Source organism: Arthrobacter sp. 2RAF6 (genome assembly GCF_052115205.1).
GTDB lineage: Bacteria > Actinomycetota > Actinomycetes > Actinomycetales > Micrococcaceae > Arthrobacter.
Genome location: NZ_JBFRGF010000005.1, coordinates 1 through 19,503, shown reverse-complemented (window position 1 = coordinate 19,503; position 19,503 = coordinate 1). Strand labels below are relative to the sequence as shown.

The window sequence follows — 19,503 nt, the reverse complement described above, 5'->3', positions numbered from 1 at the left end:
CGGCTGACATCAGCGTGCTGCGGTAGCGGGCTGTTCCTGGAAAGCCGGGACGACGTGCTCGATGAAGAGCTCCAGCGACCGTTTCTTCTCCTCATGCGTCAGGCTGTTGTCGGACCAGAGGCTGAACTCGGTTACGCCCAGTGCCTGGTAGTGGCGGAGCCGCTCGATCACCTCATCGGGCGTCCCGATCATCGCCGTCCGGTGGAGGGATTCCGGCGTGAACTCCGGGCGCTCGGCGAACTTCTCTGCCGGGCTGGGCTCGAGGAAGCCGTTTGTCGGAGTGCTCTTGTTTCCGAACCAGGCGTCGAACGTCCGGTAGAACTTGTTGATACCCTCGGCCGGGCGCCGCCAACCCTCGGGTTCGTCCGCGGAGTGGACGTGGGTGTGGCGGAGTACCATGAGGTCCGGGCGGGGGACACCCGGGTTGTTTTCGACGGCGGTATCGAATTTGCCCGCGAGGTCTTCAACTTCCTCGTCGCCTTTCATCAGCGGCGTCACCATGACGTTGCAGCCGTTAGCGACCGCGAACTCGTGCGAGGAGATGTCGCGGGCGGCGATCCACATGGGCGGGGTGGGCTTCTGCACAGGCTTGGGAACGCTGGTGGAGGTCGGGAACTGCCAGGCCTCGCCGTCGTGGGCGTAGTCACCTTCCCATAGTGCGCGCACAGCCGGGACGAGCTCGCGCAGGTGCTTGCCGCCGTCGACTGCGGACATGCCGCCCATGAGCCGGTCAAACTCGAACTGGTAGGCCCCGCGTGCCAGTCCCACTTCCATTCGGCCGTTGCTGATGACGTCCAGGAGCGCCGTCTCGCCTGCCACCCGGAGGGGGTTCCAGAACGGTGCGATGATCGTTCCGGCACCCAGCCGGATGCGTGACGTGCGCGCCGCCAGGTAAGCGAGCTGGGGCATGGGGCTGGGAGAGATGGTGTACTCCATCGAATGGTGCTCACCAATCCAAACAGTGCTGAACCCTCCGGCTTCTGCGATGAGGGTGAGCTCGGTCAGGTTCTCGAAGCATTCTTGGTGTGAGACGGTTTCGTCCCAGCGCTCCATATGGGCGAAGAGGGAAAAGCGCATTAGTGACTCCTTCGTTCTGCGGCGGCGTTCGCCGACGCGTGCTGGACGGGTGCCGCTTACCGGGCGACTGCGTTGCGTTCGGCGATGGTTTGGTTACCGCGGGACCAGTGTTCATGCTCGATTTCGCGGATGATGACCGTGGTGTTTTCGGGTGCCGCGCCCACCGAGCTTTCGGCGGCACGGTGAAGCTCGCTGATGAGCGAGCGGAGCTGCTCGGGGGTCCGGCCCCTGGCGATGGAAACTTCGATAAGAGGCACGACGGCTCAGCTCCTCATGATGAACGGGTCGGCAATGGGGGATTCGTCGGTGTTGATCCAGACGCTCTTGAGCCTGGTGTATTCACGGACGCTCTCCATGCCGTGTTCGACGCCGACTCCGCTGGTCTTGAAACCTTCCCGCGGTGACTGGGGAGACATGGTGCGGTAGGTGTTGACCCAGACGGTGCCTGCCTCCAGGCGGCTCGCCATCCGGTGGGCCCTGGCAAGGTTGGTGGTCCAGATTCCAGCGGCCAGTCCATAGCTGGTGTCGTTCGCCAGTCGGAGCACCTCTTCTTCAGTTTCAAACGGCATGATCGCAGCCACGGGACCGAAGATCTCCTCCCTGACCACTCGCATGGAATTGTCGACGTCGGTGAGGACGGTGGGTTCGAAGAAGTAGCCGCCGAGCCCGATGTTGGGCCGGCCGCCGCCCGTCAGGACGGTGGCGCCTTCGGAGACGCCGAGATCGACGTAGCCAGCGACCTTGTCCCGCTGGTCCTGGAAGGCCAGAGGCCCGAGTTCGGTGGCGTCAAGGAGCGGGTCCCCGATCACGATGCTGCGGGCACGGTTGGCGACGCGCTCCAGCAGTTCGTCGTAGACGGCCTTGTGGGCGAACACGCGGCTTCCGGCGATGCAGGTCTGGCCGGCCGCGGCGAAGATGCCGGCCACCACTCCCATGGAGGCATTGGCCACGTCGGCATCCGCGAAGACAATGTTCGGGGACTTGCCGCCCAGTTCCAGCGTCGAGCCGATGAAGCGGGACGCGGTTGAAGAGGCAATGCGGGCGCCCGTGGCGGTGCTGCCAGTGAACGAGATTTTGGCTAGGCGGCGGTCATCGACCAGGGCCGCTCCGGCTTCTGCTCCGAAGCCGGTGACCACATTGATGACACCAGGCGGGAAGCCCGCTTCGTCGGCCAGCGCGGCCAACCGCAGAACGGTTGCAGAGGTGTATTCGGACGGCTTGATCACGATGGTGTTGCCCGTCGCGAGGGCGGGGGCGAGCTTGCTAGTCGTCAACGTCAGCGGCGAGTTCCATGGCGTGATGGCACCCACCACCCCGAGGGGCTCGCGGAGGGTGTAGTTCAGCATTGCCCGGCTGGAGCCCGGGATGGTGTCGCCCTGGATTTTGTCGGCCAGCCCGGCGTAGTAGTAGTAGTACTCGGGCATCGCGGCGAGCTGGGCGCGCATTTCCCGCAGGAGCTTGCCGTTGTCTTCCGATTCCATCCGTGCCAGTTCTTCCGCGTGCTCGCCCACGAGGTCGCCCAGGCGCCGGAGCAAATGCCCGCGCTTTGTCTGGCTGAGGTCCCGCCAGGCGGGGTTTTCGAAGGCTGCCGATGCAGCGGACACGGCACGGGCGACGTCTGCTTCATTGCCGCGCGCGGCCCTGTACAGCACGTCCAGCGTCGCCGGGTTCGTGCTTTCAAAGTAATCCCCGGACGACGGCGCAACCCACTCGCCGTTAATGAAGTGGTCGTAGCGGCGGTCAGACATTCGAATGCTCCTTGAAGAATGCAGTCAGTTCGTTGGCGAGCTCTTGGGGGCGCTCAACCGGCATCATGTGGCGGGCCCCATTGATGACGGAATATGTGCAGCCGGGGATGGCTGCGGCGAGCCGGGCACTCATCTCCGGCGTTGATCCCGGGTCCAGTTCACCGGTGACGGCATGGGACGGGACGGCGATCCGGGGGAGTTCCGGTGCCAGTTCCGCGTCCGCGGTGGCGAAGACGTGATAGCAGGCGAGGAAGGATCCCCGGTCGTTGTGAAGCAGGACTTCCTTCGTTGCCTGGACCAATTCCGCCGGAACGGGGGACCCCTCCGGGTACCAGCGGCGGATTGATGCTTCCACGGTTGCCGGAAAGTCTGATTCGGCTGATGCCAGTCGCGTCATCACCGAGGCGCGCTCCTCCGGTGTACGGGAGCATACAGAGGCCACGGACACCAGTGAGGCAATAAGGTCCGGGCGGAAACGCGCCAAGTGCTGTGCAACGAGGGCGCCGAGCGAGAACCCCACCAGGTGGGTGCCTGGCCGGAGGCGCTCTGCGACGTCCGCGGCGAGTTCCGCGAGCCTGACCCCGTCGGGCGCGGGCTGCTCCCGGCTTCCGTGGCCCAGGAGTTCAATGGTCTGAACGTCAAATTCAGGTTCGAGAAACCCCCGGAGGGGCCCCCACATCGACGCGTCGAGGCCGACTCCGTGGATCAGTGCGATGCGGCCGCGGCTCATGAGGGCAGCCTCCTACTTGGCTTCGGTGCTGAAGGCGGCGAGGCGCTGCTGGGGGCGTCCCTGGGCGGCGGCGGCAAGGGCGATGACGATTTCGTCGGCGTGGGGGGCGTCATTGATCCGGACTTCGATGCTCTGGTGGTGGGATCGGATGGTGGCGTCGGTGATGTGCTTGAGCGGAATGTCGAACACGACACCTGCCGGTCCGCGCTTTTCCACCGCAGGCAAGAGTGTGGTGGCGTTTGCGGCGTCGCGGAAGTGATTTCCAAAGGCAAGTGTGTGGATCAGTCCGGAACCGTGCTCGATTTCACCGTTGAGGCCCACGATGGCAGCTTTGCCATACGCTTCTGCCGGGGCGCCGAGGGCTTCAAGGACGCGGGGCGCGAGCAAGGCGCCAATCTCGGAGGCGTTGTCGTCAATTCCGGCCGACAGATCCTCGACGAAGCCCTGTCCGGACCAGGGGTTTTTGATAATGGCCGCGACGACGGCGACGCGCGCGTTGGGTGTGACATCGCGGCCGCCCTCGATCAGGACGTCTTCGGTCAGTGTGACGATTTTACGGATGCTCATGAAATTAGTTCTCCAATGGTGTCTGCTTTGACGACGGGGTCGGTGAGCCGGTCCCCGATGCGTGAATGAGGGCGGGGGCCGGTTGATGCGCCGAGTACGACGACGATCTCTCCGGGCCGCGGAGCATCACCGATCCGGGTAGTGATGGTCTGGTAGTGGGTGCGGGTTGCGGCCGCGTTCTTGTGCCACAAAGGCACAATGAGGGTGCTGCCGGCGTCGGCGCGGTCGTCGGCGAAGCAGATGATCGATTCGCCATCGAAGTACTCCCTGACGAGGTTGCCGAAAAAGGGCGTATGAATGAGCGCGGCGCCGTGTTCGATCTCACCGTCAGTGCCCACAATGGCGGCCTTGCCAAAAGCTTCGATGGCGTCCACGCCGCCGAGTTCCCTGGAAAGCACGTCAGTAAGTTTGCGGGCAAGTATTGGCGCGATCTCCACGACTTGTTCACTCAGGTCATCCGTGGCCTCGCCGCCTAGCCAGGGATTGGCGACGACGGCTGCTGCCGTTGCCCGCACGGCGGGGACAGCGGGGGAGGCGCCGTTTTCGAGGAGGATCTCCTCGCTGTAATAGACAATCTTGCGGATGCCGCCGCCTTGGCCGTTCATCCTTTCGTCCTGGCCAGGTCGTTCTGGAAAATCGAAAAGCGCATGGCTTCCTTTCGTAGTCGGGTCAGTTCCGGAGCGACCGCGCCGGTTCGGTGAGAGCCTCCCGGGACGATGCGTGGACGTGGTTCCTCATGGCGGTTTCAGCGCCGAAGGGGTCTTTGTGTTCGATCATTTCCAGGACTGCGCGGTGCTCGCGCGTGGAGGCTGCGATCCTGCCAGGGTGTTCAACGGTGCGCAGGACCAGCCGCTGGTAAGCGAGTTGGTTCATCAGTCGCTCATAGTGCTCTGCAAGTTTGAGGTTGTCCGAGCCCCGGATGATGGTCCAGTGAAACTCATGGACCAGCCGGGCGTAAGCCTCGGTGTCGTTGGTGAGGACCGCTGCCTCGGAGTCCTCGAGGTTCATGCGCAATGCTGAGAGTTCCGGTGTCTCGCCGCGGCGGGCGAGCAAGGACGCCGCGAGTCCCTCGAGGGATTCCTTGAGCTGGAACAGTTCAATGATTTCCCTGTGGGTGGGCTCGCGGACGAAAGTCCCCACCTTCGGGCGAATCTCCACCAGTCCCTCATTTTGAAGCTGCTTGAGTGCTTCCCGCACGGGAGTGCGGCTGACGTCGAATTCCTGAGCGAGGTAAGCCTCTGGCAGGACGGCACCAGGGGGGAAGTCGCCACCCAGGACGAGTCTCCGGATTTTCTCGAGGAGTCCGTTACGGTCGTCTGCTTCAACACTGAGCACTGATTGTTCTTGCATGCATGAAAGCCTACGTTGCATACAAGAACCTCGTCAAGGGCTCCTCAGGAGCGGGGCTGGATTTCGGTCCATTCCCTGTATTTATGCCGATTGATAGGTTTTCTGCGGTTTCTGTTGACGTGGTCCTGTGATCTGGCTTACCGTCATTGGTATGCAACAGACTCTTGAGCCGCTCATCACATCAGCTTGGCGCGAGGCCTGGGACAAGGGTGACCTCAATGCCCTTGACGGTCTCGTAGCGGATGGCTACACGCGAATCAGCAAGGCGACGGGCGCCACCGTCGACATCACTGGTCTAAAGGCCGAGATCGCCGCGGTGCGGGAAGCTTTCCCGGACCTGCGCACGACCATCGACAACATCGTTGAAGGGGACGGGACGGTTGCCGTCTTTTGGACGTCCACCGGCACCCACATCCACCAGTACCTCGGTGTTCCGGCAACAGGACTCACCGTCCAGACCAGGGGCTCGAACATCCTGGTCCTCAAGGACGGAAAGATCACGAAGGAAACCGTGACGTGGGACGGTAGTGAGCTGCTGGCCGCACTTGGGATTCGCCCGCTGCGGGGGACAGCTACGCCTGAAGTCGGAGACAGCGGGGACTCCCAGGAGCTTGACGCAGACTTGATGAAAGCGTTCAACCGCCAGTTCATCACCGGCGTCACCGTGGTCACCACCAAGGAGGGCGAAACCCCTAAAGGGCTGGCTGCGAACTCGTACTGCTCGGTCTCGATCGAGCCGCCCCTGGTACTGATCTGTGTCCAGAAAACCTCCAGCACCTACCCGGCGCTGTTTTCATCGAGCCACCTGGGTATCAACATCCTAGGAACCGGACAACGCGAGACGGTTCGTGTTTTCGCTTCCAAGGCTCCGGACAAGTTTGCGGAGCTCGAGTGGCACGAGGGACCCAACGGCAGTCCGCTTCTGGATGGATCGGCGGCCTCGTTGGAAGCCGAGATCCAAGAGCGTTTCCAAGCGAAGACCCACACGGTCTTCATCTGCCGGGTCCGGCATGCCGAAATCGACGCCTCTGCGCCGATGGTCTACAAGGCCGGACACTTCTACGACGGCGGAAATCTCGCCGAACTCTAAGTGTCGGCACGGCTGACAAGCCTTGCACGGGAACCAGCCGCACCGACACAACCTGCTCTCTCAAGCAGCGCACCTAGGTGCGCATTCCACCATAGGACAAAAAATGAGCCCAGACACCATGAGTTCCGTCTCAGAAGACAGCATTGCTGTAGATCGCGGCTATCGCGACAGTCTTACCAAGATCGAGCCTTACGGCATCGAACACATCCCCGACGTCGAACGCCACGGCAAGCCGCGTTCGCAGTTCTTCCTCTGGTTCGCCGCCGGCATGAACTTCCCCATCGTCGTCCTCGGCTTCAGCGCCACCTACTTCGGGCTCCCCTTCTGGGCAGCCGCATTGGCGATCATTCTTGCCGGCGTGACCTCCTCGGCCGGAATGGGTTACCTCTCCGCGATGGGCGTCCGGCTGGGCGTACCCCAGCAGATGCAGGGCCGCGGACCGCTCGGGTTCATCGGCAACCTCTTCCCGGTGGCCTACGTGAATGTCTTCGCCGGCATCGGGTGGGCAGCAGTGACCGTCATCCTCGGCGGCAAGGCCATCGCCTTGCTCACCGACATTCCCTTCTGGCTCTCATCGCTGATCCTCATGGGAATCCAGCTTGGCGTAGCGGTCATCGGGTACAACTTGATCCACTTCCTCCAGCGCATCCTCTCGTACGTCCTGGTGATCGGCTTCGTCTTCATCACCGTCGTGGCAGCGGCCAACGGACACATCGTCAACGACTTCAATCCCGCGGCAAAGGGCTTCGACGGCATCGGCGGATGGATCATCTTCTTCGGCTGGTTCTTCTCCTTCATCGTGGCCTGGATGCCCTTCGCCTCCGACTACTCCCGCTACCTTCCCAACACCCCCGGCAACCGCCGCGGCGCCGGCTGGGCCACCATGCTCGGCAACGCCGTCACTATGGTCTGGATGGGCATTCTCGGCACACTCCTCGGGTCAACCGCGACCGCCAGTGACAGCATCGGCGCGCTCAAGGAACTTATGGGCCCATGGGCCGTCGTCGGGCTCGGCGTCGTCGCCCTGTCCTCCTTCACGCAGAACTTCCTGAACGTCTACGGCGGCGCGATTTCCATTCAGACCATGGGCGTGCCGGTCAAACGCCACACCGCCGTCGTGATGATCTGTGTCGCCTCGTACCTCGTAGCCCTGTGGGGCCAGGAAGGGTTCAACGAAGGCTTTACGGCCTTCCTCAACCTGACCGCGTACTGCATCGCCCCGTACGTAGCTGTCCTGGTATGTGATTACCTTTTCGGAGGGCGCCGAACAGAACGCGGCCTCCGTGAGCTTTTCGATAAGAGCCGGAAGTTTGAATGGGGCTTTGTGGCCTGGGCGGCGGGAGTCGTCCTCTCATCCCCGTTCTGGATGTCCTCGATCTACACGGGCCCCATCGCAGCCGCGTTCCCGCAAATAGGCGACCTCTCCTACTACATCGGATCCGCGATCGCGGCTGGCGTCTACTTCGCCACCCACCGGCGCAAGCGCCTCTCGGGCCATGAAATGCTCGACCGCAGTATCGCCGGGCAGACCCTCTAAGACCAATAAGGCAAAGGTTGGGGAGGGTCGCACCCAGGACCCTCCCCATCCCTTTCCGCGCCCGTGACAACCCAACGGGGGACCAACCACACCAGGAGCATCCGATGAGTACCGCAACCCTGCAAGGGACGAGCGCGAAAGAAGACTGCATCACTGTCTGCCCGCCCCGGGCGGTGGTTGCAGTGATCGTCCGGTGGCGCAACAGGATTGCCCTCTTCAGGCGGAGCCAGACGGTTGGATATGACCGCGGACGCTGGCACTGCATCACCGGGTACCTCGAGCCGGGAGCCTCCCCCGAAGACCAGGCCTGCGTGGAGCTCCGTGAGGAAACAGGCCTGACCCAAAACGACCTCATCGGGTTCCGGCAAGGAGCGCCGCTCCGGCTACTGGATCAGGAAGGCAACCCGTGGCTGGTGCACACGTTCACTGCCGTCACCGAACGGCGGAGATTGACCATAAATGACGAACATGATGGTTTTCGCTGGGCGGAGCCTTCGAGAGTTAAGCGATTCAGTAACCGGGTGCCTTGGCTGGACCAGGTCGTCGAGGCGGCCAATGATCAATGAACGAGTCCTTTGGAAGGAGCCTTAAGTGGCTGTAAGAGAAACCGTGAGCCCCGAGCGTGAGGCGGAGCTGCTTGCTTCTGTGCCGACCGGCCTGCTGATCTGCGGGCAGTGGCGGGACGCGTCCGACGGCGGCACGTTCGATGTGCACGATCCGGCCACCGGGGAGGTGCTCGCTACCGTCGCGTCAGCCACCAGCGACGACGCCCTCGCGGCGCTCGATGCGGCCGACGCTGTCCAGGCATCCTGGGCCAGGACTTCGCCTCGGGAACGTGCGGAGATCCTGCGCCGGGCCTTTGACATGGTCACCGAACGGGCTGAGGACTTCGCGTTGCTGATGACTTTGGAGATGGGCAAGCCGCTTGCCGAGGCCCGCGCAGAAGTCACGTACGGGGCTGAGTTCCTGCGCTGGTTCTCCGAAGAAACGGTCCGCGACTACGGCCGGTACCTCACCACCCCTGAGGGCAAAAACAAGGTCCTCGTCCAGCACAAGCCGGTGGGTCCGTGCCTGCTGATCACGCCGTGGAACTTCCCACTGGCCATGGCCACCCGCAAGGTCGCACCTGCTGTCGCGGCCGGCTGCACCATGGTCCTGAAGCCCGCTAAACTCACCCCGCTGACCGCCCAGTACTTCGCCCAGACCATGCTAGACGCGGGCCTGCCCGCCGGGGTGCTCAACGTGGTCTCCTCCTCATCGGCATCTGGGATCTCCGGACCGCTACTCAGGGATTCCCGGCTGCGGAAGGTCTCCTTCACCGGCTCCACTCCGGTGGGAAAGCGGCTCATGGCCGATGCCGCGCAGAATGTGCTGCGGACCTCGATGGAACTGGGCGGCAATGCCCCGTTTATCGTGTTCGAAGACGCCGATCTGGACAAGGCCGTCGAAGGTGCGATGGCTGCCAAGATGCGGAACATGGGTGAAGCCTGCACCGCCGCGAACCGGTTCCTGGTCCAGGAATCCATCGCGCAGGAATTCACCCGGAGGTTTGCCGGTGCGATGGGCGCCCTGGCCACCGGCCGCGGCACCGACCCGGCCAGCCAGATGGGGCCGCTCATCGACGCCGGGGCAAGGGACGACGTGCACGCCCTGGTAAGTGCCGCCGTCGACGCCGGAGCAGTTGCCGTGACCGGCGGCGCCGCGGTGGACGGGCCCGGCTACTTCTACCAGCCCACCGTCCTGGCCAACGTCCCGAACAATGCGGCGATCCTGGGCCAGGAAATCTTCGGACCGGTCGCGCCGGTGACGACCTTCGCTACCGAGGAGGACGCGATCCGGCTGGCCAACGCCAGTGAATACGGCCTCGCGTCCTACCTCTACAGCCGCGACTTCAACCGGCTCCTCAGTATTGCCGAACAGATCGAGTTTGGCATGGTCGGGTTCAACGCAGGCGTCATCTCCAACGCAGCAGCGCCCTTCGGCGGCGTCAAACAATCAGGCCTGGGCCGGGAAGGCGGGACAGAAGGCATCGCCGAATACACCACAACCCAATACATCGGCATCGCCGACCCATACGCAGACTGCGAAGGCAAAGAATCGTGAATAGCTCTAAACCCCGAGTCTCAACCGGAGAAGCAAAGGGTCAGCTCGTCGTAATCGACATGCAACGCGTCTTTCGTGAAGCGGGAGTCTGGCGTATTCCGCGGTACGACGACGCGGCCCGTACCATCGCACGCCTCACAAGCGCAGGACTTCGACCTATAATCACACGATTTGTTCCCGACCCAGCAGAGCCGGGTTCATGGTCCACCTATTACGACCACTGGCCAAGCATGCGCCGAGATCCGGCGGATCACATTTGGGACCTCATGCTTCCCGATGTTGACGCCCGCAGCTCCATTGACCTTCCGACCTTCACTAAGTGGGGCGAGGCCCTGGCAGATCGAATCCCTGTCGGCGAAGAACTCATCCTTACAGGTGTCGCAACCGACTGCTGCGTCCTCGCCACCGCCCTTGGCGCGGCTGACGCAGGCCGATACGTAACTGTTGTGGAAGACGCCTGCGCAGGCCAGAGCGACGCTGCTCAAGATCAGGCGCTAAACCTCATGCAGTTGCTGTCACCGATGATCAACGTTGTGAAAAGCGAAATCTTGCTTTCTTCTCTCCTGTAAAAAGGACCAATGCCTGTCTGATCAAATGTCCCGTGGCATCTGAACGGCTACGAATTGCTGGCAAGACAACTGCGCCCCACCGCAGAGGAACCGCGCCGGGGATAGCGAGGCGCCGTCACAGACCGTGTGCCGTTGAACAGTCTGTGGTGTTTACCTCAATTACGCCGGAGCAGCGCAAGAAGAGCCTGTGCCAGACAAAGCTCCTGGCTGGCGCACGAGGGAAAGCCTCCCCGTCCTCATGGACCGGGCAAGACAGCGGACGGCCTCAAAGTTCTGGGCCTAAAAGCGTGGAGACTTTGGCGGCCGGCTTTGGCTCCAAGGAACGGCTTCAGCAGAGGTATGTGCTGAAGCCGTTCCTTGGCCGGGAGTTTCGGGATAAGTCCCTGGCTCGTCGTGTGCCACGGCTGTGGTCACTGTGTTTGGCTACTACAGGGCCGTGACGGTGATCGCGGTGGTCTGGTCGGCTCCTCTGACCGTGACGGTGATTTCACCGGCTCCAGTGGGGCGCAGGACTGCTAACGCCCTCCCCTCGTAGGTGTTGCATACGTTGGATCCGAACGAGTCCTCTGACTGCGGGTTCCCGTTACCGACGCCTTGCAACACACCCTCGCCTTCGACAACAACGGAGAAGGGCTGTGTGCCCTGCGTGAAAATGTGTCCCTCGTCGTCTTCCAAGGACATCTCGATGTACGCCAGATCGCCGTCCGATGCCTCGATGACCGTCCGATCGGCACGAACGCGGAGCTTGGGCAATCCTACGGGGGTCGAAAGGCACCAGCTTTCGTTCGACCCGTCGGCACTTCTGGCAATGGCTGTTACTTCGCCAACGGCAAATTCGGTCTCGAAGACCGCCTTGAACCCGTTCTCGGGGCCAGCCGGGCGCGCTCCCACACTCTTGCCGTTGATCTGCAGCTCTACCTCGGGCGCGCCGCTGTAGACCTCGATGCGGATTGGGGTTCCGTCGGCGACGTCCCAGTCCCATGTTGCCACCGCGTCGCTGAAGGACCATTGAGTAGGGCGGGCCTCACGGGTGAAATTTTCGGGGGGATGGACCGCAATGTACGGCTTGGCTCTGAGGCCGAATACAATTTCCCGGAAGTAGGAGACAGGTCGGCGATGTCCGGTAATGTCGATGTCTCCGCACCACGCGGTCCGCCAGGGAAACGGTGCGCCGAACGACTGGGGCCCCTCGTCAGCGTAGTTGACGCGACCTATGCCGGCCTCGCCCAGGTAGTCCCATCCCGTCCATGTGAAGTCGCCGATCAGATGCGGGCTTCGTTCGATGGCCGCCCAGTTTTCGTTGATCTTCGCGGGGAAAGTCTCAGTCCCTACGATGAGGCGGTTCGGAAACAGCTCACGGTCCAGCTCGTAGCGGCTCTCTCCATAGTTGAGCCCGGCAACGTCCAGGACCGCAAAAGACTCCTCGGTGCTGGCGGTGACCAGGTCGGACGTCGCGATGTCCTTCATCATGTCGCCCATCTGGTTCATGGCGGAGTTGACACCGCCCTCCATGTTCCTGCCCGCCTCCGCGAGGCGGTGGATGACGGAGACCATCGGGTTCATGCCGTTCGTTATGAATCGGGTGGGATCCAACTCACGGATCTTCTCGGCGATGCGCCTGCCCCAAACCGCGCCCAGGGAGTTTCCGGTCTCCGGAATCTCGTTCCCTATCGAATACATGATCACGCTGGGGTGGTTGGCGTCTTTCAGCACGATCGCTTCGACGTCACGCTCCCACCAGTCAGCGAAGCGCAGCGAATAGTCAAAGGATGTCTTGGACTCTGTCCAAACGTCAAAAGCCTCATCGATGACAAGTAACCCTAGGCGGTCGCAGGCGTCGAGCATCGCGGGGCTGAGCGGGTTGTGGCTGCTGCGGATGGCGTTGAATCCGGCCTTCTTGAGTATTTCGATGCGACGTTCCTCTGCTCTGCGGATGGTGGCGGCGCCGAGCGGACCATTGTCGTGGTGGATGCACGCGCCCCGGAGCTTCAAGGTTCGCCCGTTCAGGCGGAGCCCGTGAGCGGTATCCAGCTGCAGCGTCCGGAAACCAAACGCGGTGGTGGACAGCTCGAGCTCGTCGTCGCCGTTAATGACGCGGGTCACCGCTGTGTAGAGGTTCGGGTCGTTGACGTCCCACAGCAGCGGGTTCTCGATGGTCATACGCTGACGCAGCACGGCGGGCTCCGCCGGAAGAACGGTTATGGGGGCCTCGTTGTGCGCAACTATGGCTCGTGCCGGATCAAGGATCTCCACGCGCACCCGCACCGTTCGCGGGCGCGCTCCGGAGTTGCGCAGTGTCGTCGCTACGGCTGCGACGCCGAGGTCCGCGTCGAGGTCAGGGGTGGTGATCTGGACGCCGGCGTAGTCGAGATGGATGTCGCCGGCGACAATGAGCCATGCATCGCGGTAAATGCCTCCGCCACTGTACCAGCGGGAGTCCTCGTGCGCACGTGCCTCAACGCGGATAACGTTCTGCTCCCCGTAGCGAAGGTGGGGAGTCATGTCGACGCGGAAGCCGGAGTACCCGTAAGGGCGTTGGGTGACAAAGTCGTCATTTACAAATACCATCGCGTCGCGGTAGACACCTTCAAAGTCGACAGCGACGTGGCGGCCGCTCCACTCGGGTGGCACATCGAACTGCTTTGAGTACGCGAACGCGCCCCCGGGGACGTAGCCGGTGTTGGACCCGTTTTCGCTTGGAATCCGTGCCGATGCCACGAGCGCGTCATGCGGTAGGCAGATAGATTCCGGCGGCGTCTGGCCTGGGCGCAGCTCGGAGAAGAAACCGATCTTTGGGCGCACGGACCACCCACCGTTGAAGGAAACGCGTGTGGGCTGCCTGTATTCCGTGAGGTCCTTCGTCATAATTTCTTCCTGTCGATCTTGTATTTTCTGTGGACTGGCTTCTCGCAGAGATGGCGTAAGTCGATGCCCCGTGCGCGGAGAAAATGGCCTTTGAGCCCCTGCTTCAGGCGCCCGGACGTGCATTTGCGGCGGGACCGCTGTTCCTCTTATGTGAGCGTGGCGATCAGGCGTAGTAGATGGGTGACGCTTTCCCTCAGCTTGGCCTCAGGGAGTGCGCCGTTCTTGACGGCTTCGATGATGGGCTTTGTGTATGTTTCGTCCTGGCTGCCGGGGGTGAGCCAGTTGTTGCCTCCGGCCACCATGTCTACGACGTCGCAGGTGTCATAGGAATTCCAGTCCGTCATTACTGCACCGTCGAATCCGAATTCCTCACGGAAAACACCCTGGATGAGTTCCGGATCTGCAGCGGTATGTACACCGTTTACGGCGTTGTAGCCTGTCATGATCGTTTTCGCGGGATGGGTGCGCAGCGCGATCTCAAACGCCTTGAGGTAGAGCTCCCGCAATGCCCTCTCAGGGATGATCGACTGATTCCGCTTCCGCGAGCTTTCAGCATTGTTGGCGGCAACGTGCTTGTAGCAGGCACCGACTCCGGTTGATTCCACACCCTTTGCGTAAGAACCAGCCATTGTACCTGCAAGGACCGGGTCCTCGGAGAAGTACTCCGGGTGGCGTCCGTTCAGGGGGTGGCGGTGGAGGTTCAGTGCCGGGGCGAGAAGAACGTCGACGTCGAGTCTGTGGGCCTCAGTGCCGAGGATCCTGCCGACTTCCAGGGCGAGATCCCTATCGAAAGTCGAGCATAGGACGACGCTTGTCGGAAAACCGATGTTCGGGGTGTTCACGTTGATTCCGGAGTTCCCGTCCGCGACCTGGAAACGGGGGAGGCCCAGCCCGTCGGGTCGGGCCATAATGCCAGCCACTCCCGTCCCCTCCATACCCCAGCCGTTCTGGGCACAGACGGTCAGGCGAGCCAGTTCGTCTACGCCCAGTCCATCGACGAAGGCGCCAGCGAGGTCTGGGTTAGCCTGGACTTCGGCGAAGGTAACAGCACGGCTTCTCCGAACCGGTGTGTCCGGCCTGCCATCCCCTTGCGCCGGAGTGCGCACAGGCCGTACGGGCGCGTAGCCTGCGGCACCTGCTTTCACACCGGAACGTTTACCGTCTGGAAAGGTCCCCTGCGGGTCGTGCTTGGAGAGGGTTGCCACTGGTTCGACGGGGAGCATGCGGTGTTTGGCCTGCCTGACCACGATAGTCTCGGCGAGGCTAAAGCGGCCGGCCTCGCGGGTTTGGGCTGCTGATGTTCCGACGCGGAGCACGTACTCGCCGGCCGGCGCGACGTATGCGGCCGTGGTTTCGTCAAAACTGGTGAGCGCTTCGGGCGCCACCTTGAACAGTAATTGCTCGCTGTCGCCCGGCTCCAGGACCGAGGTCTTGGCGAAGTCGACCAGCTCCAGCGCCGGCTGTTCGATGACGCCGTCGGGCTTGGAGACGTAAACCTGCACGACTTCGCGGCCAGGGACGTCACCGGAGTTGGTGACCGTGGCGGCCACGCTCAGGGTTCCAAGCCGGCCATCATTGATTTCGGGGGCGCGGAAATCTTCCGAACAAACCTTGAACTGCGTGTAGCTCAGCCCAAACCCGAAGGGGTACGCGGGTTCCACGCCGAAAGTCGAGAAGTACCGGTATCCGACGTAGATGCCCTCCTCGTAGACCGTGTCGACCCAGACCGGGCTGTCCGCGGTGTAGCGGGGTTTTCCATCCGCGCAGTCGTAAAAATTCCGGCTGGCGGGAATATCGTCGTAGGCCTTCGCCCAGGTGTCGGGGAGTTTCCCGGATGGATTGACTGTGCCGTCCAGGACGTGGACGACCGCGGGACCGGCAAGCATGCCGCCCACACCAGCCAGGACAAGCGCATCAACGTCATGGCGTGCAACGAAGGACGTGTCAATAGGATAGGGCGTGTTGAGGATCACCACGGTGCGGTTGAAGGTGGTCGTCACGGCTTGGATAAGGCGGTTCTCGGCCTCTGTCAGCCGGAACTCGCCTGGATCCGAGCTGTTATCCATGTTCTCCCCGGAGGCGCGGGTAAGAACGACGACCCCGAGGTCGTTCGCCGCCTTGGCCCTTTCCAACACGTCGGAGGCCGGGATCCCATCGCCGGCGGTCTGGTAGAACGCCGACAGTTCCTCATTTAAGGTGAAGTGTTCGCTTGACCGGATTGCCTCCCTCAGCCCTATGGTGTAGCGGGGGTTGATCCTACCGGCGCCGACCACGGTGGTCCTGAACGCATGCAGGGCGTGGCCGAACACGTTGAGCTGCCCCGGAGCCAGTGGCAGTGTAGCCTGGGCGTTTTCGAGGAGAACGATGCCCTCTTCAGCCACACGCAGGGCGACGGCCTCGTGCTCCGCGAACCTGGGGTCCGGTGCGTCGCGCGGTCGCGTCAGGACAGCGAGGTCGCGGGGTTCCATGGTGTTGCCGTCGGTGTCGGCGAACCCCTCGATGTGGAGCGCGTGTTCGGTGGCGGGTTGGATCAGGCGCCCGAAGACCTTGACTCCGAGCATCCACAGGCCGCCGGCCAAATCGACATGCTTGAGAACATAGCCGGCGGGTTCGCCGTCGAGCGTCACGACACCACCGACCGTGGGATCCATTGGCTTGGAGAAGGAGGCCGTGCCGGTACCGCCGAAGTCGCGGTCGAGCATGAACAGACGGCCGTCCACATCATCGACGTCGAACTCGAGCGTCGGCCCGGGGGTGAGCAAGAGGGGGGCGTCCCGGGGGCCGCGGGAGGCTGTTGAAAAGTGTTCCATGTCTTTTGGCAAGTCTCTTTCAGATTGTTTCGCCGGCGTCGGCGAGCAGGGTGCTTCCGGTCATGAAGGCTGAGAGGTCGGATGCGCAGAAGAGGGCGACGCGGGCGATGTCGTCGGGAACGCCGATGCGTCCCAGCCGGCTGGTGAGCATCATGGCGGGAAGCGCGTCCGTGGGTATCGGTTGAGAGGAAGCGGCGACTTGGTTCCCTTCGGTGGGGACGTAGGTGGGGGCTACCCCGAGGACGCGGATTCCGTGGGGTGCGAGTTCGAGGGCGAGCTGGCGAGTCATGCCGCGTGCCGCATGCTTCGAGCTCACGTAGGCCGCGAGGCCCGGTGCCGTGCCGCGGAAGCCGGCGGTAGAGATGACGTTGATGATCACGCCGCCGGTTCCGGCCGCTGTCATGTGGCGGGCGGCTTCGCGTGCGCCGACGAAGACACCGCGCGAGTTCACCGCAAAGACCTCGTCCCAGAGGGCGTCGCTCATCTCGAGCAGGGGCACGCTGGGGAAGACGCCGGCGTTGTTGACCCAGATGTCGATCCCGCCCAGCCGCGCGGCCGCGACCTGCGCGACCGCGGCGACGGATCGAGTGTCGGTGACATCCATCCGCATTCCGCAAGTCGCTACCGCGAAACGGTCGCCTAGCGCTGCCGCGGTCTCGCGTGCGGATTCCTCGTCGAGGTCTCCGATGAGGAGATCGGCACCGGCTTCGGCCAGCCGGACGGCGATTGCTTTGCCGAGGCCGCGTCCGCCGCCGGTGACGACGGCCCGGCGGCCCTTCAGTGACAGCAGCTCGTTCAGGGTACGCTCGGAGACTTCGGGTACAGCGATTGCCATGTGGATCCTTTCGGTTTTTCGGTATTCCCGCGTCAAGAGGCGGGAGGTTTTCGTGATGGGAGAGTTCGCGGTCACGTCCTGCGCGCAACGTGCCCGTCGTCTGCAACGACCGGGGCGGGGCAGGATGCGGAGTGCGTTCCGGGCCCGTAGGCGGTGCTTGTGCCATCTGGCAGGGTAAGCCGGGCAGTCGTTCCATCGGGCACGGTGAAATCGACGCGGAACTCCTCGTCGGTGATCTCCCACGCGACCTGGATCGGGCCTTGGGGGGAGCCGAAGTGGAAGCTCGCTGAGGTGACTCCTCCGCCGGGGTGGGGTTCGATGTCGAAGCGTTCCCAACCGGCCGAGTCCGGCGCCTGGCGCAGCCCTACGAGGTATTCGTGGAGGAAGCGGATGACGGCTCCCTTGCTGTAGTGGTTGAGCGATTCGTGCGCGATACCGTGCTCGTCGATGCCTTCCCAGTCTTCCCAGACGGTGGTGGCGCCGCGTTCGAGCATGCCGAGCCAGGAGGGTGTCCTGCGGCGGAGCAGGAGGCGGTAGGCGAGGTCGGTGTGGCCGTTTTCTGCGAGGACGGGGAGCAGCAGGCCGCTGGAGAGGAAGCCGGTGGCGAGCCTGTCGTCGGCGTCGTGGATGAGCTGGACCAGGCGTTCGGTGGCCGCTTGCCTGAGGGATCCGGGGACGAGGCCGAAGGCCAGGGCCCGGACGTAGGCGCCCTGCGTGTCCTCGCGGGTGTGCCCCTCATCGGTGAGGAACTCGGTCTGCCATGCAGACCTGACGCGTTCTGCGATCCTTCCGTACCGCTCGGCCGCCTCTGGACGGTTGAGGATTCGGGCGATGCGGCCGAGCGTCTCTGCGGTGCGGTACAGGTAGGCGGTTCCGACCTCGCCGCGGTCGGCGCTCATGTACGCGTAGGGGTTCTCGGCCATGGGGTCGATGAGGGATCCGTCTGCCCGGCGGCGTTTGGGTTCGAGCCATTCGCCGTAGTGAAAGGGGGCATCCCAGATGTACTGCTCGTGGGGGAGCGGCGTTTCGGAGCGGGCGACCCGGGCAGGGTGGCGGGCCGTCTTGGCGAGGTGGAGCGCGTAATCCACCCAGCGGCTCATCGAGTCCCAGCTTTCCGCCAGAAGCTCCGTATCCCCGTACGCTTCGTAGATGGCCCAGGGGACGAGCACGGTCGCATCGCCCCAGCCGGCGGATCCGCCCATGACCCTCCAGGGGTTGTCGGGATGGTGCCTGATCCGTGCCGAGTCGGGGGAGAAGGATGCGGGGAGCCCGTCCTCGCACTGGTCATCGCGCACGGACTGGAGCCATTTGCGGGAGAAGCCCTGGATGTCGTAGAGCATGGCGGCGGTAGGGGCGAAGACCTGGTAGTCGCCGGTCCATCCTGAGCGTTCGCGGGTGGGGCAGTCGGTCGGGACGTCCACGATGTTGCCGCGGAAACTCCAGAGAGCCGCCTCGTGGAGTCGTTCCAGGTCCGGGTCGCTGCAGGCGAACCACCCGCGGCGGTCGAGGTCCGAATGGACGACGACGACCGTGAAGTCATCGATGGAGAGTTCGCGTCCAGGGTGCGTCACACGGACGTAGCGGAAGCCGTGGACGGTGTGCCGCGGTTCGAACACCGCGGAGTCGCCCCCGGCGATGACGCGGTCGGTCTGGCGGAATKCAAGCAGCCCGCCTTGTGGTGTCTTCATGTCCAGGTGGGCGGTCGTCAGGTCACCGCCGGCGTCCAGGTGCTCGCCGAACTCGAGCACCGTCTCCGTCCCCGCGGGCCCCAAATTGGTGAGCCTGATCCAGCCGGAGAGGTTTTGGCCGGCGTCGAGGATCGAGACACCGTCCCGAAGCCGGGTCAGGGCCGAAGGCCTGCGCTCCTCGACCCGGCGAACGGGCGGCGCCGGTGACCAGCAGGGGGTAGGCGGCGCCACGACGCCGACGAGGACCGGGGCGGCGTCTGCGCGGTCCGTTTCGACCCCGAAGTCCGTGGTCTGCCCCGTCATGAGGTCCGCCCGCACGATCGTGCTGGGCAGGGTGACCCAGTCGCCGCCCGTCCCCAAGGTCATTYYCGAGCCGGAACCGAGATCGATCTCGAGCTGCGCGAGAGCGGCGGTGGTGTTGCCCCAGACGTTCCGGCGCCGGGCCCCGCTGTTCCTGCCGCGGTACCACCCGTCCGAGAGGACGATGTCGATCCGGTTGCTGCCAGGGATGAGAAGGTCCGCGACGTCGTACTG

The 19,503-nt window shown here is 63.6% G+C and carries 16 protein-coding genes; 5 read left to right on the top strand and 11 right to left on the bottom strand.

The features are described 5' to 3' along the window. Window positions 1-9 precede the first annotated feature (9 nt). From AB4Z38_RS05200 to AB4Z38_RS05170, 7 genes are all read right to left on the bottom strand, one after another. Window positions 10-1,077, bottom strand: coding sequence for an LLM class flavin-dependent oxidoreductase (locus AB4Z38_RS05200; protein ID WP_441428732.1), 1,068 nt, complete (start codon window positions 1,075-1,077; stop codon window positions 10-12). A gap of 56 nt (window positions 1,078-1,133) precedes the next feature. Then, complete coding sequence (locus tag AB4Z38_RS05195; protein ID WP_441428731.1) at window positions 1,134-1,334, bottom strand: tautomerase family protein; 201 nt, start codon at window positions 1,332-1,334, stop codon at window positions 1,134-1,136. A 6-nt stretch (window positions 1,335-1,340) separates the two neighbouring features. After that, window positions 1,341-2,825: an aldehyde dehydrogenase gene (locus AB4Z38_RS05190; RefSeq protein WP_441428730.1), complete on the bottom strand. Its 1,485-nt coding sequence runs from the start codon at window positions 2,823-2,825 to the stop codon at window positions 1,341-1,343. Continuing rightward, the gene (locus AB4Z38_RS05185; RefSeq protein WP_441428729.1) at window positions 2,818-3,555 is read right to left on the bottom strand and encodes an alpha/beta fold hydrolase; all 738 of its coding nucleotides are present in this window, start codon (window positions 3,553-3,555) and stop codon (window positions 2,818-2,820) included. Before AB4Z38_RS05185 ends, AB4Z38_RS05190 begins: the two co-directional genes overlap by 8 nt. Window positions 3,556-3,567: 12 nt before the next feature. After that, window positions 3,568-4,122: an amino acid synthesis family protein gene (locus AB4Z38_RS05180; protein WP_441428728.1), complete on the bottom strand. Its 555-nt coding sequence runs from the start codon at window positions 4,120-4,122 to the stop codon at window positions 3,568-3,570. Continuing rightward, window positions 4,119-4,727, bottom strand: a complete 609-nt coding sequence (locus tag AB4Z38_RS05175) for an amino acid synthesis family protein (RefSeq protein ID WP_441428727.1) — start codon at window positions 4,725-4,727, stop codon at window positions 4,119-4,121. The genes AB4Z38_RS05180 and AB4Z38_RS05175 overlap by 4 nt, the downstream gene beginning before the upstream one ends. 64 nt (window positions 4,728-4,791) lie before the next feature. Continuing rightward, entirely contained in the window at window positions 4,792-5,472 is a 681-nt protein-coding gene (locus AB4Z38_RS05170; RefSeq protein ID WP_441428726.1) for a GntR family transcriptional regulator, read from the bottom strand. A 127-nt stretch (window positions 5,473-5,599) separates the two neighbouring features. Here AB4Z38_RS05170 and AB4Z38_RS05165 point away from each other — a divergent pair, with 127 nt between their 5' ends. The 5 genes from AB4Z38_RS05165 to AB4Z38_RS05145 all read left to right on the top strand — a co-directional run bounded on the left by AB4Z38_RS05165 (window position 5,600) and on the right by AB4Z38_RS05145 (window position 10,771). Continuing rightward, window positions 5,600-6,562 (top strand): flavin reductase, encoded by a 963-nt coding sequence (locus AB4Z38_RS05165; protein WP_441428725.1) that lies wholly within the window; start codon window positions 5,600-5,602, stop codon window positions 6,560-6,562. Between the two features lie 118 nt (window positions 6,563-6,680). Beyond that, window positions 6,681-8,099: a purine-cytosine permease family protein gene (locus AB4Z38_RS05160; protein WP_441428724.1), complete on the top strand. Its 1,419-nt coding sequence runs from the start codon at window positions 6,681-6,683 to the stop codon at window positions 8,097-8,099. 104 nt (window positions 8,100-8,203) lie between these two features. After that, entirely contained in the window at window positions 8,204-8,665 is a 462-nt protein-coding gene (locus AB4Z38_RS05155) for an NUDIX domain-containing protein (RefSeq protein ID WP_441428723.1), read from the top strand. Between the two features lie 25 nt (window positions 8,666-8,690). Further along, a complete protein-coding gene (locus AB4Z38_RS05150) occupies window positions 8,691-10,202 on the top strand; it encodes an NAD-dependent succinate-semialdehyde dehydrogenase (protein WP_441428722.1) in 1,512 nt (503 codons plus the stop codon). Next, the gene (locus tag AB4Z38_RS05145) at window positions 10,199-10,771 is read left to right on the top strand and encodes a cysteine hydrolase family protein (RefSeq protein WP_441428721.1); all 573 of its coding nucleotides are present in this window, start codon (window positions 10,199-10,201) and stop codon (window positions 10,769-10,771) included. Before AB4Z38_RS05150 ends, AB4Z38_RS05145 begins: the two co-directional genes overlap by 4 nt. 426 nt (window positions 10,772-11,197) lie before the next feature. On the opposite strand, the gene AB4Z38_RS05140 is transcribed toward AB4Z38_RS05145, so the two are convergent. The 4 genes from AB4Z38_RS05140 to AB4Z38_RS05125 all read right to left on the bottom strand — a co-directional run. After that, entirely contained in the window at window positions 11,198-13,636 is a 2,439-nt protein-coding gene (locus AB4Z38_RS05140; RefSeq protein WP_441428720.1) for a glycoside hydrolase family 2 TIM barrel-domain containing protein, read from the bottom strand. Between the two features lie 146 nt (window positions 13,637-13,782). Further along, window positions 13,783-16,446 (bottom strand): glycoside hydrolase family 3 protein, encoded by a 2,664-nt coding sequence (locus AB4Z38_RS05135; protein ID WP_441428719.1) that lies wholly within the window; start codon window positions 16,444-16,446, stop codon window positions 13,783-13,785. A gap of 19 nt (window positions 16,447-16,465) precedes the next feature. Then, entirely contained in the window at window positions 16,466-17,281 is an 816-nt protein-coding gene (locus AB4Z38_RS05130; RefSeq protein WP_441428718.1) for an SDR family NAD(P)-dependent oxidoreductase, read from the bottom strand. Between the two features lie 71 nt (window positions 17,282-17,352). Beyond that, a partial coding sequence (locus tag AB4Z38_RS05125; protein ID WP_441428717.1) for a family 78 glycoside hydrolase catalytic domain occupies window positions 17,353-19,503 on the bottom strand: 2,151 nt, incomplete at its 5' end.

What these genes read in the sequence shown, in the direction of transcription:
- AB4Z38_RS05175 (WP_441428727.1), bottom strand. Translation starts at nt 4,727, where the DNA reads ATGAACGGCCAAGGCGGCGGCATCCGCAAGATTGTCTATTACAGCGAG.
- AB4Z38_RS05180 (WP_441428728.1), bottom strand. Translation starts at nt 4,122, where the DNA reads ATGAGCATCCGTAAAATCGTCACACTGACCGAAGACGTCCTGATCGAG.
- AB4Z38_RS05190 (WP_441428730.1), bottom strand. Translation starts at nt 2,825, where the DNA reads ATGTCTGACCGCCGCTACGACCACTTCATTAACGGCGAGTGGGTTGCG.
- AB4Z38_RS05140 (WP_441428720.1), bottom strand. Translation starts at nt 13,636, where the DNA reads ATGACGAAGGACCTCACGGAATACAGGCAGCCCACACGCGTTTCCTTC.
- AB4Z38_RS05160 (WP_441428724.1), top strand. Translation starts at nt 6,681, where the DNA reads ATGAGTTCCGTCTCAGAAGACAGCATTGCTGTAGATCGCGGCTATCGC.
- AB4Z38_RS05155 (WP_441428723.1), top strand. Translation starts at nt 8,204, where the DNA reads ATGAGTACCGCAACCCTGCAAGGGACGAGCGCGAAAGAAGACTGCATC.
- AB4Z38_RS05200 (WP_441428732.1), bottom strand. Translation starts at nt 1,077, where the DNA reads ATGCGCTTTTCCCTCTTCGCCCATATGGAGCGCTGGGACGAAACCGTC.
- AB4Z38_RS05130 (WP_441428718.1), bottom strand. Translation starts at nt 17,281, where the DNA reads ATGGCAATCGCTGTACCCGAAGTCTCCGAGCGTACCCTGAACGAGCTG.
- AB4Z38_RS05170 (WP_441428726.1), bottom strand. Translation starts at nt 5,472, where the DNA reads ATGCAAGAACAATCAGTGCTCAGTGTTGAAGCAGACGACCGTAACGGA.
- AB4Z38_RS05135 (WP_441428719.1), bottom strand. Translation starts at nt 16,446, where the DNA reads ATGGAACACTTTTCAACAGCCTCCCGCGGCCCCCGGGACGCCCCCCTC.
- AB4Z38_RS05185 (WP_441428729.1), bottom strand. Translation starts at nt 3,555, where the DNA reads ATGAGCCGCGGCCGCATCGCACTGATCCACGGAGTCGGCCTCGACGCG.